The sequence below is a fragment of the Dactylosporangium sp. CS-047395 genome (genome assembly GCF_050942185.1).
In the GTDB taxonomy this organism is placed as follows: domain Bacteria; phylum Actinomycetota; class Actinomycetes; order Mycobacteriales; family Micromonosporaceae; genus Dactylosporangium.
In genome coordinates, this window is the sequence record NZ_CP192015.1 from 10,604,228 (window position 1) to 10,630,325 (window position 26,098).

A 26,098-nucleotide genomic window follows, 5' to 3' on the forward strand; every position below is an offset into this window, starting at 1 on the left:
TGACCAGCGGTCTTCGGGTTTGCGTAATCAAAGGTAGACGACGTTGTGTGTTTCTCCAAATCACGCCCGGTCGACGCGCAGGCGGCCATAGATGCCGGCGGCCACCGCGGTCCAGAGCAGGCCCCACCCGGTCGCGAGGGCGATCGCCGGCAGGTGCGCGGCGCCCACCGTGTCGCGGGCGGTGACCATCACCGGCGGGGCCAGCCAGGGCACCGGGAAGCTCTTGAGGCCGAACACGATCGTGAAGACGATGCCGGCCACCAGCACGGCCAGCCCGCGGGCCGCCTGCACGGTCACCGCCCGGCTGGCCAGGCCGCCCAGGGCCACGGCGGGCAGCAGGAGCAGCAGGTGGGCCCAGAGCCCCATGGCGATGCCGGAGGCCAGCGAGGGGTCGCCCGCCTTCGGGGTGGTCACGCCGCCGACCAGCCACGGCAGCACCATGGCGATGAGGACCAGGGGCAGCCCGGCCAGCACGGCGGCCAGCAGCCCGGCGACGATCTCCCGTCCGGCCCCGCCGGCGGCGACCCGGCCGAGGCGCCGCTGCACGTCCGGCTCGACGTCCAGCAGGATCTTGGTCTGCCAGGCGAGGACGGCGAACAGGATGGCCGCGGAGACGCCGTAGGCCTCGCCGGCCTGGGCCTGGCCGCCGCCGTACAGGATGGACAGCACCACCAGCGCCGCCAGCACAGGGGCGGCGGCGCGGCCGGTCTGCACGAAGCCCGCCAGGCGCATGCGGATCAGGGCGGTCAAAGCGGGAGCTCATCTCGTACCGTGACGATGTCATAACCTGCCGAGCGCAGTCGTGCGACCGTGTCCCCCGCCTCCGCCGCGTCGACGGAGAGCTCGATGACCTTCCTGCGGGCCGGCCGGTCACCCGCGTGGACCTCGCCGTCGCGGACGTGCCAGCGGCGCGCGCCCGGCAGCCGCGCGACCTCGCCCAGGTGATCGCTGACCAGCACCGACCCGCCGCGGCCGACGACCTCGGCGACGATCGCGGGGACCTGCTCGCGGGTCTGGGCGTCCAGGCCCTCCCAGGGTTCGTCGAGCACCAGCAGGCCGGGTGGGCTGAGCAGCGCCTGGACCAGGCCGACCTTCTGGGCCGAGCTCTTCGACAGCCGGCCCAGGCGGACGTCGAGGAAGTGCTCGAAGTGCAGGCGGCCGGCCCACCGCTCGATGTCCGCCCGCCCGTCCAGGCCGCGGACGGCCGCCATGTGCCGCAGATAGCCGCGCGCCGTGAACGGCTGATCCGCCGGGAAGCGCTCGGGAACCCAGCCGACGACCGCTGGACGGTGCGCGACCAGGCCGCGCCCGGGTCGCAGTACACCCGCGGCAAGCTGCAGCAGTGTGGACTTGCCCGATCCGTTCGGGCCCGCCACCACCGCCGTCTCGCCCGGCTCGAGGCTCAGGTCGACGCCCCGCAGCGTCCAGGGTGCGCGGCGACCGTATCGAAACCACACGTCCTGGAAACGCACCGGGACAGCGTGCCATAGACACGCTGTCCCGGGTGGTACCGCTTCGCTGGGAGTCTGCTGACTACTCCGCCACGGTGGTGACGCTGTCGTCCTCGAGGAGGTTGCGGGTCTTGCTCGGGTCGACCGGGATGCCCGGGCCCATGGTGGTGGTGAGGAAGACCTTGCGCAGGTACTTGCCCTTGGACGCCGACGGCTTGGCCCGGTTGACCTCGTCGAGCACCGCCGCGTAGTTCTCCACCAGCTGCTGCTCCGAGAAGCTCGCCTTGCCGATGATGAGGTGCAGGTTCGAGTGCTTGTCCACGCGGTAGGTGATCTTGCCACCCTTGATCTCGTTGACCGCCTTGGTGACGTCCATGGTCACCGTGCCCGTCTTCGGGTTCGGCATCAGGCCGCGCGGGCCCAGGATCCGCGCGATCCGGCCGATCTTGGCCATCTGGTCGGGCGTGGCGATCGCCGCGTCGAACTCCAGCCAGCCCTCCTGAATGCGGGCGACCAGCTCGTCGGTGCCGACCGCGTCCGCACCGGCGGCCTCGGCCTCGGCGGCCTTGGCGCCCTGCGCGAAGACGATGACGCGGGCGGTCTTGCCGGTGCCGTGCGGCAGGTTGACCGTGCCCCGGACCATCTGGTCGGCCTTGCGCGGGTCGACACCCAGGCGCATGGCCACCTCGACGGTGGGATCGAACTTCACGGTCGTGGTCTGCTTGGCCAGCTTGACGGCGGCCATCGGGCTGTAGAGCGCGTTGCGGTCGACGAGGTCGACGGCCTTGCGGTAGTTCTTGCCGTGCTGCGACATGTCGCTGACTTCTCCTGTGGTCTCAGTGCGGACACCCTCGTTCGGGGCGTCCTCCCACTACTGCGATGCGGTGCTTCAGTCCTTGACGATGATGCCCATGGAGCGGGCAGTGCCGGCGATGATCCGCTCGGCCATCTCGATGTCGTTCGCGTTCAGGTCGGCCATCTTCTTCTCGGCGACCTCGCGGAGCTGGGCCTTGGTGATCGAGCCGACCTTGTCCTTCTGCGGCACCCCGGAGCCCTTGGGCACGCCGGCCGCCTTGAGCAGCAGGCGAGCGGCCGGGGGCGTCTTGAGGATGAAGGTGAACGTGCGGTCCTCGTAGACGCTGATCTGCGCCGGAATGATGTCACCGCGCATGGACTCCGTCTGGGCGTTGTACGCCTTGACGAACTCCATGATGTTCACACCGTGCTGACCGAGGGCGGGACCGACCGGCGGTGCCGGGGTGGCCTGGCCGCCCGGCAACTGAAGCGTGAAGGTCTTGACGAGCTTCTTCTTCGGAGGCATGGCTGCTTTCGTCTTCCTGGGCTGGAATCGTTTTGCGTGCGTTCTTTACGCACGCATAAGCGCCCGGCGACTTTGGCCGGACGCTCAAGCGTACCGCAGGGGTTTTAGATCTTCGTGACCTGGTTGAAGTTGAGCTCCACCGGGGTCTCGCGGCCGAAGATCGAGACCAGCACCTTGAGCTTCTGCTGGTCCGCGTTGATCTCGCTGATCGTGGCCTGGAGTGAGGCGAAGGCGCCGTCGGTGACGGTGACCGAGTCGCCGACCTCGAAGTCGAGGACCTTGACCTCGGGCTTGCCGCCGGCCTTCTTGCCGCCCTCCGGCTGCACCGCGGGGGCGAGCCACTTGAGGACCTCGTCGAGCGAGAGCGGGGCCGGGCGGTCGGCCCGGTCGGTCGCGCCCACGAAGCCGGTGACGCCCGGCGTGTTGCGCACGCAGGAGTACGACTCCGGGGTCAGCTCCATCCGGACGAGGATGTAGCCGGGGAAGACCTTGTTCTGCACCTGGGTGCGCTTGCCGTTCTTGATCTCGACCTCTTCACGAGTCGGGACCTCGACCTGGTAGATGAACTCTTCCATGTCGAGGCTCGTGATGCGGGTCTCGAGATTCGTCTTGACCTTGTTCTCGTAGCCGGCGTAGGAGTGCACGACGTACCAGTCACCGGGCGCGAAGCGCAGTGCGGCACGCAGCTCGGCGACGGGGTCCTCGGCCTCGGACGTCGCCGTCGGGGCGGCCGTCATCACCGGCGACGCCTCCTCGGACTGCTCGTCGTCGGTTCCGGGCGTCTCGTCGAATTCCTGCACGCTGCTCACTTCCGTCTGTCTTTGTCTTCGGTAGCCGTCCGGCCTTGTTCCCCGTCCGGCCTTGGCTTCGATCGCGGTCCGGTCAGGTCCGGTCGCACGGCGCCGCTTGGTCGTCGCGGCGCCGCCGCCGTGCCTTACTGGTCGGCGTTGCCGTTACCGAAGGACCAGAGGACGAGCTTGGCGAAGCCGTAGTCGAGACCGCCGACGATGGCGAGCATGATGATCACGAACACCACTACGACGACGGTGTAGGTGGTCAGCTCCTTGCGAGTCGGCCAGATAACCTTACGCAGTTCGGCGACAACCTCGCGGATGAAGTTGATGAGCCGCGCGAAGATGTTGTTCGAGCCGCCCTCTTTGACCTTGACCTTGCGCCCGTCCTTGACCTTCAGGTCCTTGGACTTGGCGTCCTTGGTCTTGTCCTTGGCACGGCCGTTCTTGCTCGCGGACTCGTCGTCGTCGAGGTCGTCGTCGTCCGTGTCGTCGTCGACGTCGTCCGCGGTGTCGAGGCTGTCCAGCTCGTCGGCGAACTCTTCCTCGATGGCGGCGTCCTCGGCGCTGAGCTCCTCTTCACGGCGATCGTCGGCGGGGTTGGTCCCGCGTCGCCTGCGTTCGGCCACTTTCGCCCTCTTCCGTGATCTCGCGAGTGCTCGGTCCGTGGTGTCGGCCGGCAGCAAGACCCCGGGCCCTTGGACGACCCGTCGACCACCGGTTCGGCTCTTCTCGCGGAGCCCCCGGCAAGAGCCGGCGGCGACGCGGTCGGACCAACCGTGACCGCTGTGGTCGACGTCCCAGCCTTCCGGCCGGGCGCACTAGACCCAGGTCAGGCCTTCGGCGCAGGGGCGACAGGACTCGAACCTGCAACCTGCGGTTTTGGAGACCGCTGCGCTACCAATTGCGCCACACCCCTTCGTGAGGAGGGCTTCCCCGACGACCCCGGACAGGCCGGTGTCGAGTTGCTCACCCCACGGCGGACCAGTGTACGGGTTGCGGGCGGGATATCCCAACCACCCCCCTCTACCGGTTGTCCCCCTGGTTGTGGCTCGGGGCGTCGCGCACGATCGCCTTGGCCGCTCCCAGGACTTTCTCGCCCTGGCACGTCGCCGTGACGTCGATCTGGACCAGGCCATCGGCGAGGATCTTCTTCACCACGCCGCTGATCACGATCTCGGTGCCCTTGTCGTCATCCGGCACCACGACCGGATTCGCGAACCTGGTCGAAAATTCCACGATCGCGGCGGTACCGCCCACCCAGCACGCCACCGCCTGCCCGGCCAGCCCCATGGTCAGCATGCCGTGCGCGATGACCCCCGGCAGCCCGACTGCGCTCGCCTGGCGGTCGCTCCAGTGGATCGGGTTGAAGTCGCCCGACGCGCCCGCGTAGCGCACCAGCGTGGCCCGCGTGACGGTGTACGTCTGAGCCGGGAACTCGGTGCCTGGCTGCATCGTTCAGCCCTCCCCACGGATGACGAGCCGGGTCCAGATCGTGACGACAGGTTCACCCTCGACGGTGGAAACCTCATGCCGTGTGGTGAGGAACGCGTGCCCGGCCCGGCTGCTGATCTCCTCCACCGTCATCACCGTGACGAGGTGGTCGCCGGCCTGGATGGGCCGCTCGTACTTGAACGTCTGCCCGCCGTGCACGACCCGGCTGTAGTCCATCCCGAACCCGGGATCGTCCACCAGCTGCTGCCCGGCGTTCTGGCTGAGAATGATCGCGAACGTGGGCGGGGCGATGACGTCGCTGTACCCGTGCGCCCGCGCCTCGGCGAGATCGCGATGAACGGGGTCGGCGGCGAAGACCGCGTCCGCGAACTCGCGAATCTTCTCCCGGCCCACCTCGTACGGCGGGGTCGGCGGGTACACCCGGCCCAAGAACGACTGATCCAGCGGCATGCCGAGAAATTTACCGGTTCCGCGCGTCCGCCCCGGTCGCAGGCCTCCTGCTCGCGGCGTGCCCTCTCGCACAGCCCTCCACGGCCGATCACGGGCGGCGGTCGCAGGGCACGACGAAGCCCCGGCCGCTGGCCTCCTGCTCGCGACGCGCCCTCTCGCACAGCCCTCCACGGCCGATCACGGGCGGCGGTCGCGGGGCACGACGAAGCCCCGGCCGCTCGGGCCGGGGCTTCGTGAGGTCGTTGTCGCGGGCGCCGAGCGCCCGGCGACTAGCGGGTCTCGCGGTGCAGGGTGTGCTTGCCGTCCCGGGGGCAGAACTTCTTCAGCTCGATGCGGTCCGGGTCGTTGCGGCGGTTCTTCTTCGTGATGTAGTTCCGCTCTTTGCACTCCGTGCACGCCAGCGTGATCTTCGGACGAACGTCGGTCGCCTTGGCCATGGCGAAGTGCCTTCCTTCAGAACGTTCAGGTGGGGCGGATACAGATCCAGCGAACCATCATAGCGGCTCACACAGATGGACGCCCAATCGGGCGTCCCGTAGTGCTTCTGTAGCGGTGGCCGGACTTGAACCGGCGACACAGCGATTATGAGCCGCTTGCTCTGCCATCTGAGCTACACCGCCGCGGCGGACTCGATGTCTCAAGCCCGGTCTCGAGCCCCCTTACGGAATCGAACCGTAGACCTTCTCCTTACCATGGAGACGCTCTGCCGACTGAGCTAAGGGGGCGCATCGCGTACGTTCCCGCACACGCGCTCGCTAAGCGTACACGGCCCCGCCCCAGGCACGAAATCGACTTGCCCACTTTCGGTCTTCGCGCAGCTCAGGTGCCCTTTTCCAGGCTTTTCGGCGCTCTTTCGGGGCGTGTCTTATGGAACCGCGCGGAGCCAGCGCACCTCGCCCGCAGGCGCCTCGGCCGAGTCCTCCGCGGTCTGCACCTGCAGCCAGGACTCGAACCGCTCGTACGGCAGCGGCCGGCTGAACAGGAAGCCCTGGCCCATGTCGCAGCGCATGTCCTCGAGCAGGCCCAGCGTGAGCTCGCTCTCCACGCCCTCGGCCACGACGTCGAGCCCGAAGTTGCGCGCCATGTCCACGATCGTCCGCACGATCGCGAGATCGCTGGGCGAGGTCGCCATGCCCTGCACGAACGTACGGTCGATCTTGACTTCCTGCACCGGCAGCCGGCTCAGGTCCGCGAAGGACGAGCGGCCGGCGCCGAAGTCGTCCACGGAGAGCCGCACGCCGAGGTCGCGCAGGCGGGTGAGGGTCGACAGCGCGCGGCCGCCGGCGAGCAGGCCCTCGTCCTCGGCGATCTCCAGGATCAGCCGGTCGGCGGGGACACCGTGCTCGTCCAGCAGTTCCGAGATCTGCAAGGGCAATTCAGAGTCGCCGAGTGTACGGGTGGAAAGGTTCACCGACACCACCAGCGGACGCCCCGCGTCGTCCCACTCGCGGGCGCGGCGGATGGCCTCACGGAGTACAACATCGTTCAGGCGGTTCAGCTGACCCGTGTGCTCGGCCACGGCGACGAAGTCCGGCGGCGCCACCTGCCCGTGCACCGGGTGCTCCCAGCGGGCCAGGCACTCCACGCCGACCAGGCGGCGATCGGTGAGGGCGACCTTGGGCTGGAAATACACCTCGAGCTCACCGCCGGCGAGGGCCGTGCGCAGATCGGCGGCCAGACCCACCCGCCGCACCGCCCGGGACTGCAGGCCCGCGTTGAAGACCTGCACGATGCCCCGCGACTTGGCGACGTGCGTGGCGACGTGCGCCCGCTGCAGCAGCTCCTCCGGCTCGGTGCCGTGCTCGGGATAGATCGCGACGCCGACGTACGTGTCGATGTCGATGGTCAGCGAATCGATCACCATCGGATCGCGCAGACCCTGGCGTAACGTGTCGGCGACGTTCGCGGCCGCGTCGGCGCTGGCCGTGCGCAGCTCGATCGCGAACTCGTCGTCGCCGACCCGGCCCACCAGCGCACCCTGCGGCGCGAGGGCCCGCAGCCGCCGGGCCACCTCGACCAGCACCTTGTCGCCGGCGGCGTGCCCGAGCGAGTCGTTGACCTGCCGCAGCGCCACGACGTCGAACAGCAGCACGGCGACGACCTCCCGCTGCTGCCCGCGCCCGCTCATCGCCTCGCCGAGCGCCTCGAGCATCCGGCGCCGGTTGGCCAGCCCCGTCAGCGAGTCGTGGTTGGCGTCGAACTGCAGCCGATCGACGAGCCGGCTGTTCTCGACGGCGACACCGGTGTGCGCCGAGAGCGTCTCGATCAGCTGGACGTCGTCCTTGCCGAACGCGGTCCGTTCGCCGAGCCGCCCGGCCACCTCCAGGGTGCCGATCGTGACGCGCCCGGAGCGCAGCGGCACGACGATGATGTCCTTGACCGACGCCTCCTGCAGCGCCGTGCGCAGTTCGGGGTCGCCCACCCGAGGTCCCACCGCAACGGTACGGCCGGTGCGCATCGCCAGTTCCCGAAAGAGATCCGGCGTCGGGGCGGTGTCGAGCAGTCCCGGGTAGTCGAACCGCGCCGACAGCAGGATCTCCTGGTGCCGGCCCTGCGGCGGCAGCCAGAGCGAGGCGGAGTCGGCCACGAGCAGCGCGCGGACCCGGCCGAGCAGCACGTCCGGCAGCGTGCCGTCGTGGTTGGTGCTGGCGATGTCGCGGGTCAGGCCGTACATCTCCATGAGGCTGCGGTGCTGGCGCAGGAAGCGCGCGTAGGCCCGGTTGGCCAGGACCATCACGACCGCGATGAAGATCAGGAACAGAATCGCCCAGGGGCTCGCCTGCAGCGTCAGCAGCATCACCAGGCCGAGCACGATGCCGACGGCCATCACCCCGAAGCCGGGCAGCGCCGTGCGCAGGAACTGCGGCAGGTGCGCGACGCCCTGGACCAGGGTCATGACGCTGGCGACGGCCGCCAGCGTGACGATGTTGTTGGCAACGATGGCGAGCGCCAGCACCAGCCAGGTGCGCGGCTCGCTCGCGGTGCCGATGTGCAGCCCGTACAGCACGAGCGTCGCCGCCGCCACGCCCGCGAAGTGACTGGCCGCGTTGAACACGATCTTGTGCGGCCCCGGCCGGACATTGAACAGGTACCACGTCAGCCCGGCGATGATCCGGATGACGATCACGAGCACGGGCGGCAGGTAGTACAGCGCCAGCAGGATCGGGACGTCGTTCATGCCGATCGCCAGCACCTGCCGGCGTACATCCAGGCGCAGCTGCATGTGCGTGGCCAGAATGGCGAAGAGCAGCAGCACGGGCGCGAACTGGATGTTCTCCATGATCGGGTGGGCCTGATCAAAGAACAGGCCCGGCATGGCCATGAGGAACCCGATGACGATCAGCGGCCCGGTAACGAGCCAGGCCTGCGTGTCAGCGCGCCTGATCGGCGCCTTCGGTGCGGGCACCAGTTCCCCAATCGCGTGCAGCCAAGGCCATGATCAACCGCCGCCCCGCTGCATCGGCGACGTGTGGGGTCAGTCCCAGCTGAAGTCTTCGGTGACGAAAATGTGCTCAGGGGCGGCCGAGGACAGCTGGGCCGTGCCGACGAGCCCAGGCCGCGACCGGCCGAATGCGCTCGAGTCATCAGCGTTCGCCGCAGCGGCTGAGAGGCCTAACGCCATCGATCCAACTCCGATGGTCACCGCCAGCCGTACAATCCACCGGCCGAGCGTCTTGTCGCGCATCTGTTGCTCCCATGCGATCGCTGTGACACGTGGCCCGGTTTGGTTACCCACGATCGTGCCACAAGCCACGTCAGGACCAACAGAGCGCGGGCCAAGATGACGCGGTCGCGCGGAAGAATCGACCTTTCGGCCGATTTCAGGTCTGGCGGACCGGCTATATCACCTCACTCGTCGCAGCTTCCCCGCAACGTTTCGGCGCCGTCGGCAGTCGGCCTTCGTCGAAGCTTGCCACCGCTTCCTCCATCGTGGTCCGCCGTTCGGCTGCCGCAAGTCCACCCAAATCGGGCCCTGCCTTCCGCCTTCGGCGCGTCTCCCTTGGGTCTTCGGTTCGTCTTCGGTTCGTCTTCGGTGCGTCGTCCCTGCACCTTCCGCGCGGCCTCCGTGCGTCTTCCGTGCGTCTTCCGTGTCCGAACGATCTCCCGCACCTGAACATTCAAATCGCGGACACCACGGCCATTGCGACTTAGGCGACGCACCCACTGGAACCGGACAATATCGGTCCCGCGGCGCCGCGTTTCTTCACCCGACTCCGAACTGGACTCCGAGCCCGACTCCGAGCCCGACTCCGAGCCCGACTCCGAGCCCGACTTCGGCGCTCGGCTGATGGCTCTGTGGCGGTTCGCGGTCAACCGCCCTGTTCGTCCGCACCGATGGGGTGCGCTTAGCCGCCACCGCGCTCGACCAACACCACACCCTCCATCGGCACACTAGGCCGCTGCCCAGCAGTCGCCGTTCCTAATACTTGCTGCGTGCTACTTGCGACGTGCGCTCAGCCGCCACCCGGAGGCACCCCCAACCCCGCTTGTTCGCCGAGCCCGCCGGCCGCCCCTCACGCCGAACGGGCTCGCCCACCTGGATCTGCCCACCTAGATCTGCCCACCTAGATCTCGCCCACCTGGATACGGCTCGTCGAGCCCGGACACCGCAACCGACACGCCCACTGCACCCGGCGACTTACGCGTTCCGCGATCTAGGAGTCCCGCGACCTACGAGTCCCGTGACCCATGCGCCCCGTGACCCATGCATCCCGTGACCTACCCGAGCCGCGCCCTACCCGAGCCGCGCCCTACCCGAGCCGCGCCCTACGCGAGCCGCGACCTATGCGACCTGTCCACCCGGCAAGGGCTTCAGCGCGCTCTGCCGATTGCGCGGCTTGCGCTTCGGCCGGGCTGCCACGATCTCGCGCCAGTCCGCCTCGATCCCGACCACCGAGGCCTCGATCCACTCGACCGCCTCGCGCTCGGTGCCGAACTCGCGGGTCCGCACCCGGCCCTCCGGGCCACCCCGGCGAAGCTCGACCTGCCACCGGCCCTCGGCCGCGTTGCGCACGTAGACGTCACGGCGCGTAAGCCGCGACCAGCTGCCGTTCCACCACCGTCGCTCGTTCATGAACACATCTTAGAACAGGTGTACGACATTTTTTCGGCCCGCCGAGTCGCACCACCCTCACGGGTGCGGTGTTACCTTCCGAACGTGGAGTTTCCGGGGAAGGGTCTCGCCAAGGGACTGGCCGTCACGCTGGGCACGATGACCAAGCGGTCGCACACCCAGCAGTACCCGGACGTCGAACCCGACCTCCCGCCCCGCTCCCGCGGCGTGATCGCGCTGCTCGAGGAGAACTGCACCGTGTGCATGCTGTGCGCGCGGGAGTGCCCGGACTGGTGCATCTACATCGACTCGCACAAGGAAGAGGTCCTGGTCCCCGGCGCCGCCCGCGCACGCCAGCGCAACGTCCTCGACCGGTTCGCGATCGACTTCTCCCTTTGCATGTACTGCGGGATCTGCATCGAGGTCTGCCCCTTCGACGCGCTGCACTGGTCGCCGGAGTTCGAGTACGCCGAGCACGACATCCGCGACCTCCTGCACGAGAAGCAGCGGCTCGAGGAATGGGTACCGACGGTCCCGCCCCCGCCGGCCCACGACCCGCGCGGCGAGCCGGCCAAGGAACAGACGGCCGCCGCCAAGCGCGCCGCCCGCGACGCCGACTGACCGTCTTGCCCTGCCGACTGACCGTTGACCTGCCGACTGACCGTTGACCTGCCGACTGACCGTTGACCTGCCGACTGACCGTTGCCGTCAGGTGACCTCAGGGTTCGGCCGAATCCGCCGCGCGGGTCCGGCCGGGGACCGGATACACCGTCGCAACCTGAGAACTGCCGTCGCCACCAGCCCTGATCGCGCTGCCTAGCCCCTGTCGCTCTCCTTCACGAGTGCGACTCGCCCCTGCCCTCGCGTCCTGCGCGACCGGCCGTTACGTCGTCCTCGACGTCCTGTTTCGCGTCGGGATTCGTCTCGGGGCTCCTTTCGGGGTCCTCAGCGGGGAGCGGCTCGGCCTTCGGCGAGTACGGCGCCGAGGGCACGCCGACCCGGTCCCCGACGGGCTGGACGGTACGGCGGCGGGCCCGGAACTCACGCTCGGACGCGCATCTTGATGTTGCGCGCGAACCGAGGGTGATCGCCAGGCGGCCCGGCGGTCGATTCCTGTCATACCCGGATGGCAGGATGACGCGCAGAGAAAGGGGGCTCAGCGATGACCGTGGCGGACGTGCTCACACTGGCGCTCGGCGCGGTGGCGCTGGGGGCCGGCCTCTTGGTCGTGACGACCCGCCATGTCGTGCGCGCCGGGCTCTGGCTCGTTGTCGCCCTGGGCGCGATCGCCGGCCTTTATCTGGTGCTGACCGCCGAGCTGGTCGCTTGGGTACAGGTGCTCGTCTACGTCGGCGCGGTCGTCGTACTGCTGCTCTTCGCCGTGATGCTCACCCGAGCCCCGATCGGCGCGAGCGATGATCTGGACCGCACCCGATGGCCTGGGGCCCTGGTCGGCGCCGGGGCCGGAGCTGGACTGGCCGCGCTGCTCATCGACGCGTTCCGGTGGACCCGGCTCGACCTGCCGGAACCGGGAACGGCCGAACGCCTGGGCGCCGCTCTGTTCCGCACCTGGGTGCTGCCCTTCGAGCTCGTCTCGGTCCTGCTCCTGGCCGCCCTGGTCGGCGCGATCGTGGTCTCCCGCCCGGACATCGGTACCCGCACGACAGGACGGGGGCGCGGCTGATGCATCCCGTGCTGCCGTTCACCATCGCGGCCCTGTTGTTTGGCATCGGGGTCTACGGCGTCCTGGTGCGCCGCAACGCCGTGCTGTTGCTGATGGCCGTCGAACTCATGCTCAACGCGGTCAACCTGATCTTCGTGACCGCGGACGCGTCCATCCGTGCCGCCGTCCCCAACGCCGGGCAGTCGTTCACCCTGTTCGTGATCGTCCTGGCCGCCGCGGAGATCGGGGTCGGCCTGGCCCTCATCCTGCAGCTGTACCGCCTGCGCCAGACAGTCGGCGTCGACGACCTTCCCCTCGGAGACGGGCCCGCTCCCCCACCACCGCCACCCTCCCCGTGGCCCGGCTCGCAGCAACAGGCCTCGCCGGAGGAAAAGGCGCCCATCGCCATCGACGCCGCAGGGACCGACGCCGAGCCAACGCCGACCGATGGTGTGACCACGCGGCCCAGCGGTGGAGAGACGCGGCCCGACGGTGAAGCGGCGCGAGGCAGCGACAAGTCTGCCGCAGGTGCCGGCGGCAACGCAGCGCAGGTCGACGGCGAGGCTGCAGGTCCCGGTGGCGAAGCGGCGCAGGTCGACGGCCAGGCTGCGGGGGCCGACGGTGAAGCAGCGCGGTTCGAAGGCGACGTGGCGGCCGCTGGAGAGGCGGCGCGGGCCAGCGAGCCAAGGCCGACCGATGGCGTGACCACGCGGCCCGGCGGTGGAGAGACGCGGCCCGACGGTGAAGCGGCGCGAGGCGGCGGTGAAACGGCGCGGGCCGACGGCGACGTGGCGGCCGCTGGAGAGGCGGCGCGGGCCAGCGAGCCAACGCCGACCGATGGCGTGACCACACGGACCGGCGGTGGAGAGACGCGAGCCGACGGTCAAGCGGCGCGAGGCGGCGGCGAGGCTGCAACGGTCGGCGGTGAGGCGGCGCAGATCGACGGCGAGGCTTCAAGGGCTGGCGGTGGAGCGGCGCGGGTTGACGGTGGCGGCGCGGCTGAGGGTGGGGGCGACGCCGTGGGTGGTCGGGCTGGGGGCGACGGTGATGCGCGTCGCGGGTTGCGAACCGATCGCGGGGGTCGTTCCGATGAAGAGGCGGACGGCACGGACTCGGGTGGAGCGGGGGTGGCTCGGTGAGCGTCGATGCACTTGGTGCCGCTCTGCCGGCTGTGCCTTTGGGGGCGGGGCTGGTTGGGCTGCTCTTGCGGTACAAGATGAGGGGCTTTGCGGCTCTTCTGGGTGTGGGCGGGGCGGCCGTTGCACTTGCGTTGGCGATCGGCGTTGCGGTGCGGGGTGTGCGCGGGGCTGATTCGGGGGTCACGGTCGCGGCGTTCGGCCGGGTTGTGGTGACCTTCGGGACCTGGTTGGACGGGCCGGCGGGGCTGGTGGCCGTGGCCGTCGGGGTCGTGGCGCTGTGTGTTCAGGTTTATTCAGTGGCCTATCTGCATGACGACTCGCGGTATGCGCCCTACGCGGCGCAGGTGAGTCTGTTCACCGGGGCGATGCTGCTGGTGGTGGTGTCCGGGGACCTGATCGCGTTGTTGGTCGGGTGGGAGGTCATGGGCATTTGCTCGTACCTGCTGATCGGGCACGATCGGCGGTTGCCCGAGGCGCCGCGAGCCGCGGTGAAGGCCTTCCTGGTGACGCGGGTGGGTGACATCGGGTTTCTGCTCGGGATCGTGGTGCTGGGGCTGCACGCGGACAGTTTTCGGATTGCCGATGTCTTTGCGGCGGCCGGGTCGGGGGCGATCTCCGGCGGGACGTTGACCGCGGCCTGTGTGCTGCTGCTGGCGGGGGTGGCGGGGAAGAGCGCGCAGTTCCCGCTGCACACCTGGTTGCCCGACGCGATGGCCGGTCCTACGCCGATTTCCGCTCTGATCCACGCGGCGACGATGGTGGCGGCGGGGGTGTACGTGGTGGCGCGGCTGTATCCGCTGTTCGAGCGGGCTCCGGCGGCGCTGGTGGTGCTTGCGGTGATGGCCTCGGTGACCATGCTGCTCGGGGCGCTCAGTGCGCTCGGGCAGGACGACATCAAGCGGGTGCTGGCCTGGTCGACGGTCAGCCAGCTCGGGTACATGACGGGGGCGCTCGCGGTTGGGGCGCCCTCGGCGGCGCTGTTCCATCTGTTGACGCACGCGGCGTTCAAGGCGCTGTTGTTCCTTGCGGCCGGGTCGGTGATCCACGCGGTCGGGAGCAACCTGATGGCGACGATGGGCGGGCTGCGCGGGCGGATGCCGGTGACGTTCTGGACCATGACGATCGGGCTCGGAGCGCTGGCCGGGGTGCCGCCGCTGGCCGGGTTCTGGAGCAAGGACGCGATTCTCGAGGCGGCGACCGGGTCCGGACCGGTGCCGCGCGGGGTGGCGTGGATCGTGCTCGGGTCGGGGGCGGTGACGGTGGCGCTGACCGCGGCGTACGTGGTGCGGCTCTGGCGGCGCACGTTCTTCGGCGCGCCGCGCACCGACGCGGCCGCGGCTGGGCACGAGCCGGCGTGGGCGATGCGGGGGCCGTTGGTGGTGCTGGCGGTACCGGCGGCGCTGCTCGGGTTGGCCGGGCTGCTGGCGGGATTCAGCGGGCGGCTCGGGGCCGACGAACCGGTCGCGCACCTGGGGTGGATGACGTTGGTCGCGCTGGTGCTGCTGGCCGCCGGTGGGCTGGCCGCCTGGCGGCGTGATCCGGCCGCGGCGCTGCCTGACACCGCGGGCGGGCGGCTGCTGGCCAATGCCTTTTATTTAGACGCGGTGCAGGATGCGCTGGTGACGCGGCCGGTGGCGGCGTTGGCGCGGCTGGCTCGACGGGGGGACGAGGGGCTCGTGGACGGGGCCGTCGACGGGGTCGGCGCGGGTGCCGGCGGGCTCGGCGGGCTGCTCGCGCGGGTGCATACGGCGGCGCTGCCCCGGGCGGCGACCGCGGTGCTGGCCGGCGGCGTGGTGCTGGCGGCCGTGATCGTCGTGGCGCTGGGGGTGGGGCGATGAGCTCCAACACGCGAACGCACAGCTCCGCGTTGCCCATGACGGCGGCGGCGGTCCGCGGGTTGCTCGGGCCGGTGGGCGGCGCGGCGGCTTCCAAGGCGGCGGCCGGCGACAGCGTGGTGCTGGAGGTGGGGCGATGAGCTCCGCGCAGGCGTTGTTGCTCGCGGCCTTGTTGTTGCCGGCGATCGGGGCGCTGTTCGCGGCCGCGATGCCGGGGCGGCTCGATCGGGCCGGGCGGGTTGGTGGGACCGTGTTCGCCGCCGCCTCGCTCGGGGTGGTGGTTGCGCTCGGGCTGGCTCGTACGGCGGTGCCGGGGGTGCGGCGGATCGAGCCGTTCGCCGAGATCGACCTGCCGTGGGCGCCCACGCTCAGCCTGCGGTTTCACCTCGGGGTGGATGGCATCTCGTATCCGCTGGTGGTGCTGACCGCGCTGCTGACGGTGTTGTGCTGTGCGTACTGCCTGTGGCGGGTGCCGGAGCCGGGGCGTGGGCGGCATCTTGTCGCGCTGCTGCTGGTGCTGCAGGCCGGCATCACCGGGGTGTTTCTCGCCCTCGATCTGGTGCTGTTCTTCGTGTTCTTCGAGGTCGTACTGCTGCCGATGTACGCCGTGATCGCGGTCTGGGGCGGGGCGGACCGGCGGCGGGCGGCGCGGAAGTTCGTGCTGTACACCCTCTTCGGCTCTGTGCTTTTGCTTGTCGGGGTGTTCGTCGTGGTCTCGTCGGCGGGCACCGGGGACCTGGTGGCGCTCAGCGACCCCGCGGTGCGGCCGATGTCAGCGGGCATGCAGCTGCTGGCGTTCGTGCTGCTGGCGGTGGCGTTCGCGGTGAAGAGTCCGCTGTGGCCGCTGCACACGTGGCTGCCGGCGGCGCACACCGAGGCGCCTACGGTCGGGTCGGTGATCCTGGCCGGGGTGCTGCTGAAGATGGGCACGTACGGGCTGCTGCGGGTCGCGGTGGGGGTGGCGCCCGACGGGGCCGCGCGGGCCGCGCCGGTGCTCGGGATCCTGGCGACGGCGGCGATCCTCGCGGGTGGCCTGATCTGTTTGGCGCAGACGGAGCTGAAGCGGCTCATCGCGTACTCGTCGGTCGGGCACATGGGCTTCGTGCTGCTGGGCGTGGCCACGCTGACGGCCACGGGCATGCAGGCGGCGCTCATCGGCAACATCGCGCACGGGCTCGTGACCGGGCTGCTGTTCTTCGTCGCCGGCGCGATCAAGGACCGGGCGCACACCGGTGAACTGGACCAGCTCGGTGGGCTGCGGGAGACGGCGCCGGCGCTGAGCGGGGTGCTGGCCTTCGCGGCGATCGCCTCGCTGGGGCTGCCGGGGCTGGCCGGGTTCTGGGGCGAGGCGTTCGCGGTGGTGGCGGCGTTCCAGCGCGGCGGTGGCCTGTGGACGACGCTGGGCGTGCTGGCGGCGGTGGGGGCGGCGCTCGCGGCGGCGTACTTCCTGCGGCTGCTGCGGCGGGTCACCCACGGCGCCGCGACCCCGCTCATCGCGAAGCTCGCAGAGGATGCGGCGCCGGCGGTCGGCGGCGGGCCGAGACGGGCCTTGGCCCGGCTGACCGCTGGGGAGTTGGTCGCCTGGGCGCCGCTGATCGTGCTCACGCTCGTCGTGGGTGTGGCGCCGGCGGTGGCGCTGCACTGGTCCAACGCGGCCGTCGAGGCGCTGGCGGGGGTGTTCGGGCGATGAGGATCGACCAGGTGGCGCTGATTCCCGCGTACGTGGCGGCGGGGACGGCCGTGCTCGCGCTGCTCATGGACCTGTTCGTGCCTGGCCGGCGCGGGCCGGTGATGGGCGTGACGGCGCTCGGGATGGCCGGGGTCGTCGCCGCCGCGATCGCCGTGGGGGTCTGGGGTGAGCACCGGACGGCGTTCTGCGTCGGGCCGGATCAGTGCTCGCTGGTGCTCGATCCGGCGGCCGCGATCGTGGCCGGGGTGTTCGCGGCGCTCGCGCTCGGGGCGCTGGGGCTGTCGGTGCCGTTGCTGCGGACCGGGGAGGTGCCGGTCGGCGAGTACTGCTTCCTGCTGGCCTGCTCGCTCACCGGCGCAGTGGTGCTCGGCGGGGCGCGGGACCTGATCACGCTGATCGTGGCGCTGGAGACTCTGACGCTGCCGTTGTACCTGCTGGTGGGCTTGCGGCGAGGGGCGCGGGAGGGCGGTACCGCCGCGGTCACGTTCTTTGTGGTGAGCGTTGTTTCGACCGCCGTGGCGCTGCTCGGGGCGGCGCTGGTCTTCACCGCGACCGGCGGGGTGCACTTCTCGGACATCGCGGCGGGGCCGGCGCACCTGGCCGGGCAGTCGGTGGCGGTCGGCGCGCCCGTGGCGGCGACCGGGGCGCTGCTGAAGGTCGGCGTGGTGCTGCTGCTGGTCGGGCTCGGCTTCAAGGTCGCGGCGGTGCCGGCGCATGCGTGGGCGCCCGCGACGTACGACGGGGCGCCGTTGCCGATCGCGGCGTATCTGTCCACGGCGTCCAAGCTCGGCGGGGTCGTCGCGCTGCTGCTGGTCGGGGTGTCCGCGGCGCGGCCGGTGCTGTCGACGTCGGGGCTGACGCTGGCGGTGCTGGCGGCGGCCAGCATGACGGTCGGCAACCTGGTGGCGCTGCGCCAGCGGCGGATGGTGCGGCTGCTGGCGTGGTCGTCGGTGGCGCAGGCCGGATATCTGCTCGCCCCGCTCGGGGCCCTGATCGCGGCCGACGAGGTGACGCCGCTGCTGGTGGCGGCCACCCTCGGATATGCCTTCTTCTATGTCGTACTGGAGTTCGCCGCGTTCGGAGCGCTCGTCGCGGTCCGCGGGGCGGGCGACGGCGGGGCGATCGACGACTACCGGGGGCTGGCGCGGCGCTCGCCGTGGCTGACCGGGGTGCTGGTGCTGGCCCTGGCCGGGCTCGCCGGGTTGCCGCCGGGGCTGGCCGGGCTGTTCGCCAAGGTGGCCGTGGTGCGCGCGCTGCTCGGCGGCGACGCGACCTGGCTGGCGATCGTGGTGGCGGTGAACGCGGTGATCGGCCTGGCGTACTACGTCCGGGTGGGTGCCACGCTGTTCTCCCCCGGCGAGGTGGGGGGTGAGGTGCCGCAGCGCACGCGGGTGCCGTGGTCGGTCGGAGTTTCCGTGACGTTTGCGGCGGTTGCGGCGGTCCTGGTGGGATTCGGGCCGGAACTGGTGATGCGTGCGGCCGGAATGTTCGGGTGAGCTTTCAGCTAGCTCACAGCGAGCGTTGGGAAGGGGTACGGGGAGTCGCGCTGTTGTAGGAGGCATGCAGCACAGGCATTTCAACGGCGTGAAGACGGCGGCCCTCCTCGGGCTGCTGACCTCCATCATTCTGCTTGTCGGCTACTGGCTCGGCGGTAGCACCGGTCTGGTCATCGCCGTGTTCCTGTCGCTTGGGATGAACGCGTTCAGCTACTTCTACTCCGACAAGATCGCGTTGCGGGCGATGAACGCGCAGCCCGTCACCGAGGCGCAGGCGCCGCAGCTGTACGCCATGGTGCGCGACCTGGCGACCTCGGCCGGACAGCCGATGCCCCGGCTCTACATCAGCCCGACCCGCCAGCCCAACGCCTTCGCGACCGGGCGCAACCCGCAGAACGCGGCCGTGGCGGTCACTTCCGGCATCCTGGAGATGCTCACACCCCGCGAGCTGCGGGGCGTCATCGGGCACGAGCTCTCCCACGTGTACAACCGCGACATTTTGATCTCGAGTGTCGCCGGCGCCCTGGGCGGCATGATCACCATGCTCGCCAACCTCGCGATCTTCCTGCCGCTCGGCGGCTCGAACGACGACGAGGAGGGGCCGGGCATCGCCGGGCTGCTGCTCATGATGATCCTCGGCCCGCTCGCCGCGACCGTGATCCAGCTGGCGATCAGCCGGAGCCGTGAGTACCAGGCGGACGAGTCGGGCGCGCAGCTCACCGGCGACCCGCTGGCCCTCGCGAGCGCGCTGCGGAAGATCCACCGGGGTACCCAGGCGCTGCCGCTGCCGGCCGACGGCCAGCTGGCGAGCCAGGCCCACCTGATGATCGACAATCCGTTGCGCGGCGGTGGCATCGCCTCGCTGTTCTCGACGCACCCGCCGATGGAGCAGCGCGTGGCCCGGCTCGAGCAGATGGCCGGCCTGGCGCTGCACCGGTAAACGACAAACGCCCAGCTCACGGGCGTGTCGTTCACTCGGATAGGTAGTCGCGCAACGACGGCCGTGTAGCGTCTGCGTCCATGGCTCAGACGCTCCACGCCGTGCTCACGGACCCGGACGAGTCCACAGAGCGTGACATCGAGATCCGCGACGCGGACAGCTTCCTGCTCGTACGCGCCCCGAACGACCTGACCGATCTCGCCGGTCTCCGCGATCTTGCTCATCGAGACGGGTCAACCCGCGAGGTGACTGTCAGCTAGGCTGCGCGGTCATGGGTGCAATCAAGCCATGGCACGTTCTGCTGCTGCTTTGCTGCCTTCTGGTGGTCGCCGCGGTCGCCACGACCATCATCGTGGTCACTCTGCGGCGCGGGAAACGATAGACCAACCGAACGCCGCCCCGGCCCCTCGCGAAGGGACCGGGGCGGCACGCTTTCAGCGGTAGTTCGTGAACTGCAGCGCGATGCCGAAGTCCTCCTGCTTGAGCAGGGTGATGACGGCCTGCAGGTCGTCCTTCTTCTTGCCGGTCACGCGCAGCTGGTCGCCCTGGATCTGGGCCTGGACGCCCTTGGGGCCCTCGTCGCGGATCTTCTTCGAGATGGCCTTGGCCTTCTCCGACTCGATGCCCTGAATGATCTTGGCGTCGATCTTGTACGCCTTGCCCGACGCGCGCGGCTCGCCGGCGTCGAGGGACTTGAGCGAGATGTTGCGCTTGACGAGCTTCTCCTTGAAGACTTCCAGCGCGGCGACGACCCGCTCCTCGGTCTCAGCCTGAAGGGCGACCGTCTCCTCGCCGGCCCACTTGATCTCAGCGCCGGTGCCGCGGAAGTCGAACCGCTGCGCCAGCTCCTTCTCGGCCTGGTTGAGCGCGTTGTCGACCTCCTGCCGGTCGACCTTGCTGACGATGTCGAACGAGGGTGCCGAAGCCATGGCAGACGCTCCCTGTTACTGCGTGCGTTAGACGGGTGTGGGCGTGCCGAGGGTACCCGTTTGCAAACCCCCGGGGGCCTACCGCTATTCTGGCTTCCGCCAGGCGGGTTGCCCGAGCGGCCAATGGGAGCGGACTGTAAATCCGTCGCGAAAGCTACAGAGGTTCGAATCCTCTACCCGCCACCGGCAGTGACGATGGGCCCCTGACCTGCGGAGACGCAGGCTAGGGGCCCATCTTCTTGTCTTGCAAGATCTCACTCGTGCTCACCCGCTCCCACTCGTCGTGGCAACTGGGTGGCAACGACACGGAGCCCCGCCGGGCAATCTCCGCTCTGCCCCGAACGCGTGAACGTAGGATCCCGTAGGACGCCCGCCCCCTGCGGTCGCCCCCGCGTCGCTCATCTTGACGGTCAGCCTCTTAGGCGTGGCCTTCACGGCTGGGCCGACCGACTAGCCCTTCGGACATGCGTAGCGATCGCCGATAGCTCGGCAAGGGCAAGGAGGCCCGAGGCCCGATGAGCGACATTGCCGCGGTCGGCGACGGCCCTAGCGAACCTACCCAGCAGCCCGTGGGTCTCCGTCTGGCCGGGCAGCAGCGCGCCCTACACGAGGCACTAGGAGCGCTGGCGGCCGAGCTTGGTGCGATGTACCTGGGCGCGCTGATGGTGCTCCAGCAGCCGGCGAACACGCAGCGGTTCGCCCAAGCCGCACACGTGCTGCGCGAGATGATCAACCGGGTGCCGAAAAGCTTGGGCTACGCGAACAAGGCGATGCAGGAACGGATGGGCGACCGACTCGGGCCCGCCGAGCAGTCTTGGGACATCGCGGTCGCCAAAAGCGGCACCTTCAATAACGGAGCCTGGTCCGGGGAGATCGATCAGCACCTCAGGAAGGCCCTGACCGCGCTGTACGAGTTCTTCACGTGGAAGAAGGGCCATCAACCGAAACGCCGGGATGAGATGACCGCGACCCTGCGGAAGCTGGACGCCTCAGGCCGGCGACTGCCCGACAAGCTGGAAAGTCTCGCTGTCGATGAGTGGAGCATCACGCGGGACTATTTCATCAGCATATGCCACTACCAGAAACCCGCCGACGAGCAAGAATTCCTCGCATACCTAGATGCCCTTGAGCGATTCCTGCTCGATCGCCTACGCCCACGCACCTTTGCGGACTTTGATGCCGTGGATGCCATCCTGGAGGAGGCGAGCCGTGGCTCCGATTAGCCCCGAACTTGTTGATCGCGCCCTGGTTCAAATCCGCAAACGACGTGCAAACTACGATTACTTCTTTGAGCGTCTGTCGTCACCGCAGTGGATTGAGCCACTCAGGGCTAACGGATTGTTCAGCGATCCACCGGCCACGGAGGCCAGTGACGGCGGAATCCGGGCGCAAGCGTGGCCACCGTCGGAATACCTCGTTCGTGTCGCCGGACAGGCACCGGAGGAAGTAGCTGCCGTCATCCTCGGTATCGACACCGACAACGAACGCGTGCACAGCGACTTCCTCGACGCCGCCACCGAACTTCCTGTTCCGATTGCCAGGCCTCTCATTCTGCGTGAAATCAAGTGGATTCTCACACAGGAACAATTCTATTTTGGCCTGCCTGAGCACGCCCTCAAGCTAATGAAAAAGCTGGTGGACGAGGGAGAAGGGGGCTTGGCGCTGTCGATAATGCGCGCCCTATTCCGGCCGTCGAAGCGAGCGGAGGGTGAAGCGCCGATCGACGACGAGTCGGTGAGTACAAGAATGTCTCGCTGGGAGTACGCCGAGCTACTCTCCTCTGCAACAAACCTGCTGACACAAAGCGTTCCGTTAGACCTACTGAAGTATCTAACGTTCCTGGCAAACGATATTGCACCTAAACCAAGCGCCGACGTTGGACCCGTTGCGCTCGATCTCTCACAGGTATGGCGGCCACGACTCGAAGCCGACCAGAGGAATGACCAAGATACGCGACAGGCCGTCGCTTCGGCCCTTCGCGATGCGGCAACCACCGTCAGAACCGAGCAGCTTCTGACGGATGAAGAAGTTTTGAATACCCTGTTCGCGGTAAACACGCCGCTTCCGAAGCGTGTGGCCGCATTTGCTGCACTCGAAGGACCGGAGCCAAGCCCTTCCGATCTCTCTCGCGTGCTGGTCGACAAATCATCTTTCTTCTCTCCAGAGCCAAGTCACGAGTATCGCAAGCTAATGGAGAAGACATTTGGTCGGCTTGGCACCACCGAGCAACAGACTCTGTACTCGTGGATCGACGAAGGCCCCGATCTGGAAGCTTACGTATCGGCGTCCAGGGAGCGGGGCGAGACACTTACCCAAGTCGACTTGGAAGAATACGCAGCAAAGTGGCGTATTCGTCGACTCCACCTGCTACGAGCATTCCTTCCGCCAGACCGAATGTTACTGCTGTCATCCCTTGTCGGCAAGTTCGGCGAGTCGGAATTCATTACAAGCTTTGAGATCACCACATGGTGGGGCCCAGAAACTCCCGTTGAGCTAGAGTCTCTACGCGCGAGCACAGACGATCAAGTGGTCGAGCTGCTGCGCGGATACACAGCAGGCTCAAGTGAATGGTTCGGCCCAAGTGCCGAGGGCCTAGCTCGAACCCTTTCCTCCTTGGCAGAGCAAGAACCCGCTAGAGTCTCCGCCCTCCTACCAAAGTTGACCTCACTGCGCCCGATATATAGCCAATGGGCTCTCATTGGTCTTACCAAAGCCGTGCAGGACGACGAGCCTCTCAATTGGCCGCCGGTCCTCGACTTCCTACAACACATCTTCCAATCTGAGGACACGGAAAACGTCGGCGCGGATGACGACAATCAAGGCAGTTGGCCAACGGTTCGTCGTGAAGCAGCCGGCCTCCTCGAGACAAGCTTTCAAAAGCGTGGATCGGCCGTTCCGTTCGAGGCAAGGGCGAGCCTGTGGAGCGTACTCGAAAACCTCTGCACCGACCCTGATCCGTCACCCGCTTATGAGGATCGCTTCGGTGGCTCCAATATGGATCCCGTCACTGTCGCTCTCAATTCCACGCGGGGCCGTGCAGTTCGTGCCGTAGTTGCCTACGCATTGTGGGTTGCGCGAAGCCAGGAACAATCTGCGGTCAGCTTCTCCGATATGCCAGAAGTCGAACACCTACTTGACCGACACCTTGACCCAGCATCGGAGACCTCGCCGGCAGTTCGGTCGATCTACGGCCAGTACTTTCCCTGGCTCGCACGGCTCGACGAACGGTGGGCAGCGAGCGCGACAACGCGGATCTTTGACGATTCTGTCCTTGGAGATGCCGCGTGGACCGCCTACATCATGTTCTGCCAGCCTTACGAATCGGCCTATCGACTGCTTCAGCAGCAGTACGCGCGAGCGGTAGAGCACATTAACGAGCAATACGGCGATTGGAACTGGTTTGGCGCAGGCCCGGATAAGCCTGCGGAGAGGCTGAGTGAGCACCTCCTCGTATTCTACCTTCGGGGTGTAATCGGCCTTGACGACGAGAGCCCACTCAATCGCCTTTTCCGAATTGCGCCCATTGCCATTCGCGCGTCGGCAGTTGACTTCGTCGGCAGAGTGCTCGAGGACAACCCGACATTGGATGACGCGACCACCCAAAGAGCGCGGGCGTTTTGGGAATGGAGGTCTTCTCGCTTCGGCAACGAACCCGCCGCAGCGAAAAGAGCAGAAGCGGCAGAGTTTGGACCGTGGTTGGCTTCGTCTCAGCTAGATCGCGAGTGGCGCATTACGCAGGCCGAAGTCGCTCTCAATACCGGCGCTTCGTTCAGGTCTGAAGCAAATGCACTGGCCGGGCTAAGGGACCTAGCGTCTAGCTACCCGACGCGCTCAGTTCGCGCGCTTCGGGCAATCCTGAATAGGGCCACTAAGAGCTGGATCGTCACGGCAAATCGGCAGGCCATCGAGGAAGTACTTCGCCTTGCCCTCAGTAGCGACCAAACAAGCGCCACCGAAAGTGCGCATGAAACAATTGACTGGCTAGGATCCCGAGGATTTCACTATCTCGGCGATATGGTGCGTCGACGGCCGGCCAGCGACACTTCGTGATCGTCGCCTTAGGTCGTCTTTTCGTCAAGTGAAGCCTTGCAAGACAGCTATCAGCCGACGAATCACGGGCGGACCTTGGCTGGCGTCGCCAGCCGATCGGCCTGCCGCGCTACTGACGCGGCAGGCCGATGCCGTCCGGTTAGTAATTCTGTTGTATGCGCTGGAGGGCCGCTTCGACCTCACCGTCAATGCACTTCGCGTAGACCTCCAGCAGGACCTTGACGCTATTGCCAGCCCATTCCGCGACCTGTGTCGGTGACACACCCGCGTTCAGCCACGTCGACAGGCACGCGTGTCGGAGGTCGTACGGCCGCCTGGCGAGCGATGAGCGCTGCTGGGCCTCGGTCAAAGCGAGCTGACGCGCCCGACGCCAGGATGTGGTGTACGTGTTGTTCGGGATCGGCTGTCCCGCAGTTGCCACGTACCGCCCGCCAGGCCCGCGCCTGGTGACGAACAGTCGCCGGTTCATCGGAGCCGGGTACGTCCGGATGTGGTGGTCAAGCAACGCGGCAAGCGGCGGTGCTACCGGCACTGACCGCGTTGCCGTCGCCGCACGGTGCTTCAGACCGCGTTCTTCAATGACCTCGCTGTCGTCGCTCCAGCCCTGACCCACCGCAACGGTGGCGCCGGAGAGGTGTAGCCAGCCCCAACCCGCATTCTGATTCGGTCGTTCGTACTCATCGTCCTGGAGGTGGAGCACCTCCTCTGGCCGGAGACCTGCGTAATACATGCAGCCGAAAAACGCCTCCAGTTCAGGACTCACCTCTCGCACTGCTTCGAGTAGCGCGACGGCCTGGGCGACGTTGACGACCACACCCCGGTCGACTCCGTCCTTCTTCTTGGGCGCAGTCCAGCTCACGAGAGTTAGCGGGTGCCTGTCGATGAAGCGGAGCTCCACCGCGTACTTCAGCGCACCGGAGAACACGGCGCGCTTGCGTGCGACGGTTGACGCGCTAGCGGACTTGCCATCCATCCGCAACGCCAGCGCGTTGAGCGCCTTCCGGACAAGGTCCGCATCCATCAGGGCCGAGAGGTTGACTGTGTTCTCTTCAATCCACGCCACAGCGCTTGCCAAGCGAGCCGGCGGTGGCCCTGCCTTCCTAGCCGAGGTGTTGAAGACCCAGCCGTAAAGCGCCGCGCGCATCGTGTCGACGTTCGGTGCTCCCCGGGTCGCCAGCAGCAACGCAGGGGTTACGGTTGCCAGCGTCTCGGCTATGCCCTTGCGGTGATTCGGCGAGGCGTGCGGCCACTTCATGTCCACAAAGGCAACGGCGTGCTGGTACCACGATCGGGTCTTCTTCTCCCGCGCCATCGGCTCAGGGAGACCAGTCGGTTCATCGAACGCGACACCCTCCCGCTGAGCGACCATCAAGCGCGAGCGGAAGCTTTCTGCCAGCGCTCGGGTCTGGAAGCTCTCGCCGAACTCCTTGCCGGCGACGCCCCAACGAACCCGGTAGGTGCTGCGCGGCTTGCCGGTCTTGCGGTCCTTGCCCTTATGCTCGCGAATCGACCAGATCCGCACGTCGTACGTGCTCATGCTGCGGCGTCCTCCTCGTGGGCGGTGAGCCAGGCGTCGAGATCGGTGCGGCGGATGCGGAGACTGCCGTTGGGGTACTTAATCGTTCGGGGTGCCTTGCCGATGGCCTTCCAGCGAAAGAAGGTCGACTTCGGGACGTCTAGCTCGGCGAGCACCTGGGCGAGCGTGAGCAGCTCGCCGTCGCGCTTCGGGAGCCTTGTGACGTTGGGCGTGGGCATGCGGTGGTCCTCCCCGTGGGCGGTGCGGCGATCAGGGGTCGATCGGTTCGGCAAGCGAGGGGGCCTTTCGGCTTGGTCCG

The 26,098-nt window shown here is 68.2% G+C and carries 24 protein-coding genes, 4 tRNA genes and 2 pseudogenes; 12 read left to right on the forward strand and 18 right to left on the reverse strand.

Annotated features, from left to right (window positions below; translation table 11 throughout):
* Positions 1-60: 60 nt before the first annotated feature.
* The 15 genes from ACQP00_RS49485 to ACQP00_RS49555 all read right to left on the reverse strand — a co-directional run bounded on the left by ACQP00_RS49485 (position 61) and on the right by ACQP00_RS49555 (position 10,542).
* Positions 61-750, reverse strand: a complete 690-nt coding sequence (locus ACQP00_RS49485; protein WP_433210949.1) for a hypothetical protein — start codon at positions 748-750, stop codon at positions 61-63.
* Positions 747-1,472, reverse strand: coding sequence for an ATP-binding cassette domain-containing protein (locus ACQP00_RS49490; RefSeq protein ID WP_433210951.1), 726 nt, complete (start codon positions 1,470-1,472; stop codon positions 747-749). Before ACQP00_RS49490 ends, ACQP00_RS49485 begins: the two co-directional genes overlap by 4 nt.
* A gap of 61 nt (positions 1,473-1,533) precedes the next feature.
* The gene (gene rplA / locus ACQP00_RS49495; RefSeq protein WP_433210953.1) at positions 1,534-2,265 is read right to left on the reverse strand and encodes a 50S ribosomal protein L1; all 732 of its coding nucleotides are present in this window, start codon (positions 2,263-2,265) and stop codon (positions 1,534-1,536) included.
* Positions 2,266-2,340: 75 nt separating this feature from the next.
* Positions 2,341-2,772, reverse strand: a complete 432-nt coding sequence (gene rplK, locus ACQP00_RS49500; RefSeq protein ID WP_223099136.1) for a 50S ribosomal protein L11 — start codon at positions 2,770-2,772, stop codon at positions 2,341-2,343.
* Between the two features lie 104 nt (positions 2,773-2,876).
* Positions 2,877-3,512 (reverse strand): transcription termination/antitermination protein NusG, encoded by a 636-nt coding sequence (gene nusG, locus ACQP00_RS49505; protein WP_433224303.1) that lies wholly within the window; start codon positions 3,510-3,512, stop codon positions 2,877-2,879.
* A 194-nt stretch (positions 3,513-3,706) separates the two neighbouring features.
* A complete protein-coding gene (secE, locus tag ACQP00_RS49510; protein WP_433210955.1) occupies positions 3,707-4,192 on the reverse strand; it encodes a preprotein translocase subunit SecE in 486 nt (161 codons plus the stop codon).
* A gap of 217 nt (positions 4,193-4,409) precedes the next feature.
* A tRNA-Trp gene (locus tag ACQP00_RS49515) sits at positions 4,410-4,482 on the reverse strand.
* Positions 4,483-4,589: 107 nt separating this feature from the next.
* Positions 4,590-5,018 (reverse strand): MaoC family dehydratase, encoded by a 429-nt coding sequence (locus tag ACQP00_RS49520; RefSeq protein WP_433210957.1) that lies wholly within the window; start codon positions 5,016-5,018, stop codon positions 4,590-4,592.
* A gap of 3 nt (positions 5,019-5,021) precedes the next feature.
* The gene (locus tag ACQP00_RS49525; protein ID WP_433210959.1) at positions 5,022-5,468 is read right to left on the reverse strand and encodes an FAS1-like dehydratase domain-containing protein; all 447 of its coding nucleotides are present in this window, start codon (positions 5,466-5,468) and stop codon (positions 5,022-5,024) included.
* Between the two features lie 269 nt (positions 5,469-5,737).
* Entirely contained in the window at positions 5,738-5,905 is a 168-nt protein-coding gene (gene rpmG / locus ACQP00_RS49530) for a 50S ribosomal protein L33 (protein WP_350619868.1), read from the reverse strand.
* A 110-nt stretch (positions 5,906-6,015) separates the two neighbouring features.
* Positions 6,016-6,088 (reverse strand) — tRNA-Met (locus tag ACQP00_RS49535).
* Between the two features lie 32 nt (positions 6,089-6,120).
* Positions 6,121-6,193: transfer RNA gene (locus ACQP00_RS49540), tRNA-Thr, on the reverse strand.
* 140 nt (positions 6,194-6,333) lie between these two features.
* On the reverse strand, positions 6,334-8,874 hold the full coding sequence (locus ACQP00_RS49545; RefSeq protein WP_433210961.1) for an EAL domain-containing protein: 2,541 nt from the start codon (positions 8,872-8,874) through the stop codon (positions 6,334-6,336).
* Positions 8,875-8,943: 69 nt separating this feature from the next.
* Positions 8,944-9,153 carry a hypothetical protein gene (locus ACQP00_RS49550; protein ID WP_433210963.1) on the reverse strand — a complete coding sequence of 70 codons (210 nt, stop codon included), beginning with the start codon at positions 9,151-9,153 and terminating at the stop codon, positions 8,944-8,946.
* Positions 9,154-10,251: 1,098 nt separating this feature from the next.
* Complete coding sequence (locus ACQP00_RS49555; protein ID WP_433210965.1) at positions 10,252-10,542, reverse strand: hypothetical protein; 291 nt, start codon at positions 10,540-10,542, stop codon at positions 10,252-10,254.
* A 63-nt stretch (positions 10,543-10,605) separates the two neighbouring features.
* Between ACQP00_RS49555 and ACQP00_RS49560 the strand changes: the two are divergent.
* The 9 genes and pseudogenes from ACQP00_RS49560 to ACQP00_RS49600 form a co-directional block, all read left to right on the forward strand.
* Positions 10,606-11,139 (forward strand): annotated as a pseudogene (locus tag ACQP00_RS49560) (NuoI/complex I 23 kDa subunit family protein); the annotation flags it as partial.
* Positions 11,140-11,683: 544 nt separating this feature from the next.
* Positions 11,684-12,205 (forward strand): NADH-quinone oxidoreductase subunit J family protein, encoded by a 522-nt coding sequence (locus ACQP00_RS49565; protein WP_433210967.1) that lies wholly within the window; start codon positions 11,684-11,686, stop codon positions 12,203-12,205.
* Positions 12,205-12,576 (forward strand): annotated as a pseudogene (gene nuoK, locus ACQP00_RS49570) (NADH-quinone oxidoreductase subunit NuoK); the annotation flags it as partial. The gene ACQP00_RS49565 and the pseudogene nuoK, both read left to right, overlap by 1 nt.
* A gap of 743 nt (positions 12,577-13,319) precedes the next feature.
* The gene (locus ACQP00_RS49575; RefSeq protein ID WP_433210969.1) at positions 13,320-15,161 is read left to right on the forward strand and encodes an NADH-quinone oxidoreductase subunit 5 family protein; all 1,842 of its coding nucleotides are present in this window, start codon (positions 13,320-13,322) and stop codon (positions 15,159-15,161) included.
* On the forward strand, positions 15,158-15,298 hold the full coding sequence (locus ACQP00_RS49580) for a hypothetical protein (RefSeq protein WP_433210971.1): 141 nt from the start codon (positions 15,158-15,160) through the stop codon (positions 15,296-15,298). The genes ACQP00_RS49575 and ACQP00_RS49580 overlap by 4 nt, the downstream gene beginning before the upstream one ends.
* Entirely contained in the window at positions 15,295-16,848 is a 1,554-nt protein-coding gene (locus ACQP00_RS49585; RefSeq protein WP_433210973.1) for a complex I subunit 4 family protein, read from the forward strand. Before ACQP00_RS49580 ends, ACQP00_RS49585 begins: the two co-directional genes overlap by 4 nt.
* Positions 16,845-18,344 (forward strand): NADH-quinone oxidoreductase subunit N, encoded by a 1,500-nt coding sequence (locus ACQP00_RS49590; protein ID WP_433210975.1) that lies wholly within the window; start codon positions 16,845-16,847, stop codon positions 18,342-18,344. Before ACQP00_RS49585 ends, ACQP00_RS49590 begins: the two co-directional genes overlap by 4 nt.
* A gap of 64 nt (positions 18,345-18,408) precedes the next feature.
* The gene (htpX, locus tag ACQP00_RS49595; RefSeq protein ID WP_433210977.1) at positions 18,409-19,284 is read left to right on the forward strand and encodes a zinc metalloprotease HtpX; all 876 of its coding nucleotides are present in this window, start codon (positions 18,409-18,411) and stop codon (positions 19,282-19,284) included.
* An 80-nt stretch (positions 19,285-19,364) separates the two neighbouring features.
* Entirely contained in the window at positions 19,365-19,544 is a 180-nt protein-coding gene (locus tag ACQP00_RS49600; RefSeq protein WP_433210979.1) for a hypothetical protein, read from the forward strand.
* Between the two features lie 174 nt (positions 19,545-19,718).
* Here ACQP00_RS49600 and ACQP00_RS49605 read toward each other — a convergent pair whose 3' ends face one another.
* On the reverse strand, positions 19,719-20,213 hold the full coding sequence (locus tag ACQP00_RS49605; RefSeq protein ID WP_433210981.1) for a YajQ family cyclic di-GMP-binding protein: 495 nt from the start codon (positions 20,211-20,213) through the stop codon (positions 19,719-19,721).
* Between the two features lie 102 nt (positions 20,214-20,315).
* Between ACQP00_RS49605 and ACQP00_RS49610 the strand changes: the two genes are divergently transcribed.
* The 3 genes from ACQP00_RS49610 (at position 20,316) to ACQP00_RS49620 (ending at position 24,263) form a co-directional block, all read left to right on the forward strand.
* Positions 20,316-20,396, forward strand: a tRNA-Tyr gene (locus tag ACQP00_RS49610).
* A 332-nt stretch (positions 20,397-20,728) separates the two neighbouring features.
* Entirely contained in the window at positions 20,729-21,436 is a 708-nt protein-coding gene (locus ACQP00_RS49615) for a hypothetical protein (RefSeq protein WP_433210983.1), read from the forward strand.
* Entirely contained in the window at positions 21,423-24,263 is a 2,841-nt protein-coding gene (locus tag ACQP00_RS49620) for a hypothetical protein (protein WP_433210985.1), read from the forward strand. The genes ACQP00_RS49615 and ACQP00_RS49620 overlap by 14 nt, the downstream gene beginning before the upstream one ends.
* Positions 24,264-24,402: 139 nt before the next feature.
* On the opposite strand, the gene ACQP00_RS49625 is transcribed toward ACQP00_RS49620, so the two are convergent.
* Positions 24,403-25,800 carry a tyrosine-type recombinase/integrase gene (locus ACQP00_RS49625; RefSeq protein WP_433210987.1) on the reverse strand — a complete coding sequence of 466 codons (1,398 nt, stop codon included), beginning with the start codon at positions 25,798-25,800 and terminating at the stop codon, positions 24,403-24,405.
* Entirely contained in the window at positions 25,797-26,018 is a 222-nt protein-coding gene (locus tag ACQP00_RS49630; protein ID WP_433210989.1) for a helix-turn-helix transcriptional regulator, read from the reverse strand. The genes ACQP00_RS49625 and ACQP00_RS49630 overlap by 4 nt, the downstream gene beginning before the upstream one ends.
* Between the last annotated feature and the right edge of the window lie 80 nt (positions 26,019-26,098).

Excerpts from the sequence above, each read along its gene's own strand:
- ACQP00_RS49550 (WP_433210963.1), bottom strand. The coding sequence starts at position 9,153 with ATGCGCGACAAGACGCTCGGCCGGTGGATTGTACGGCTGGCGGTGACC.
- ACQP00_RS49555 (WP_433210965.1), bottom strand. The coding sequence starts at position 10,542 with ATGAACGAGCGACGGTGGTGGAACGGCAGCTGGTCGCGGCTTACGCGC.
- ACQP00_RS49580 (WP_433210971.1), top strand. The coding sequence starts at position 15,158 with ATGAGCTCCAACACGCGAACGCACAGCTCCGCGTTGCCCATGACGGCG.
- htpX (WP_433210977.1), top strand. The coding sequence starts at position 18,409 with ATGCAGCACAGGCATTTCAACGGCGTGAAGACGGCGGCCCTCCTCGGG.
- ACQP00_RS49520 (WP_433210957.1), bottom strand. The coding sequence starts at position 5,018 with ATGCAGCCAGGCACCGAGTTCCCGGCTCAGACGTACACCGTCACGCGG.
- ACQP00_RS49590 (WP_433210975.1), top strand. The coding sequence starts at position 16,845 with ATGAGGATCGACCAGGTGGCGCTGATTCCCGCGTACGTGGCGGCGGGG.
- ACQP00_RS49600 (WP_433210979.1), top strand. The coding sequence starts at position 19,365 with ATGGCTCAGACGCTCCACGCCGTGCTCACGGACCCGGACGAGTCCACA.
- ACQP00_RS49585 (WP_433210973.1), top strand. The coding sequence starts at position 15,295 with ATGAGCTCCGCGCAGGCGTTGTTGCTCGCGGCCTTGTTGTTGCCGGCG.
- ACQP00_RS49630 (WP_433210989.1), bottom strand. The coding sequence starts at position 26,018 with ATGCCCACGCCCAACGTCACAAGGCTCCCGAAGCGCGACGGCGAGCTG.
- ACQP00_RS49565 (WP_433210967.1), top strand. The coding sequence starts at position 11,684 with ATGACCGTGGCGGACGTGCTCACACTGGCGCTCGGCGCGGTGGCGCTG.
- ACQP00_RS49625 (WP_433210987.1), bottom strand. The coding sequence starts at position 25,800 with ATGAGCACGTACGACGTGCGGATCTGGTCGATTCGCGAGCATAAGGGC.
- rplK (WP_223099136.1), bottom strand. The coding sequence starts at position 2,772 with ATGCCTCCGAAGAAGAAGCTCGTCAAGACCTTCACGCTTCAGTTGCCG.
- ACQP00_RS49525 (WP_433210959.1), bottom strand. The coding sequence starts at position 5,468 with ATGCCGCTGGATCAGTCGTTCTTGGGCCGGGTGTACCCGCCGACCCCG.
- rplA (WP_433210953.1), bottom strand. The coding sequence starts at position 2,265 with ATGTCGCAGCACGGCAAGAACTACCGCAAGGCCGTCGACCTCGTCGAC.
- ACQP00_RS49605 (WP_433210981.1), bottom strand. The coding sequence starts at position 20,213 with ATGGCTTCGGCACCCTCGTTCGACATCGTCAGCAAGGTCGACCGGCAG.
- rpmG (WP_350619868.1), bottom strand. The coding sequence starts at position 5,905 with ATGGCCAAGGCGACCGACGTTCGTCCGAAGATCACGCTGGCGTGCACG.
- ACQP00_RS49615 (WP_433210983.1), top strand. The coding sequence starts at position 20,729 with ATGAGCGACATTGCCGCGGTCGGCGACGGCCCTAGCGAACCTACCCAG.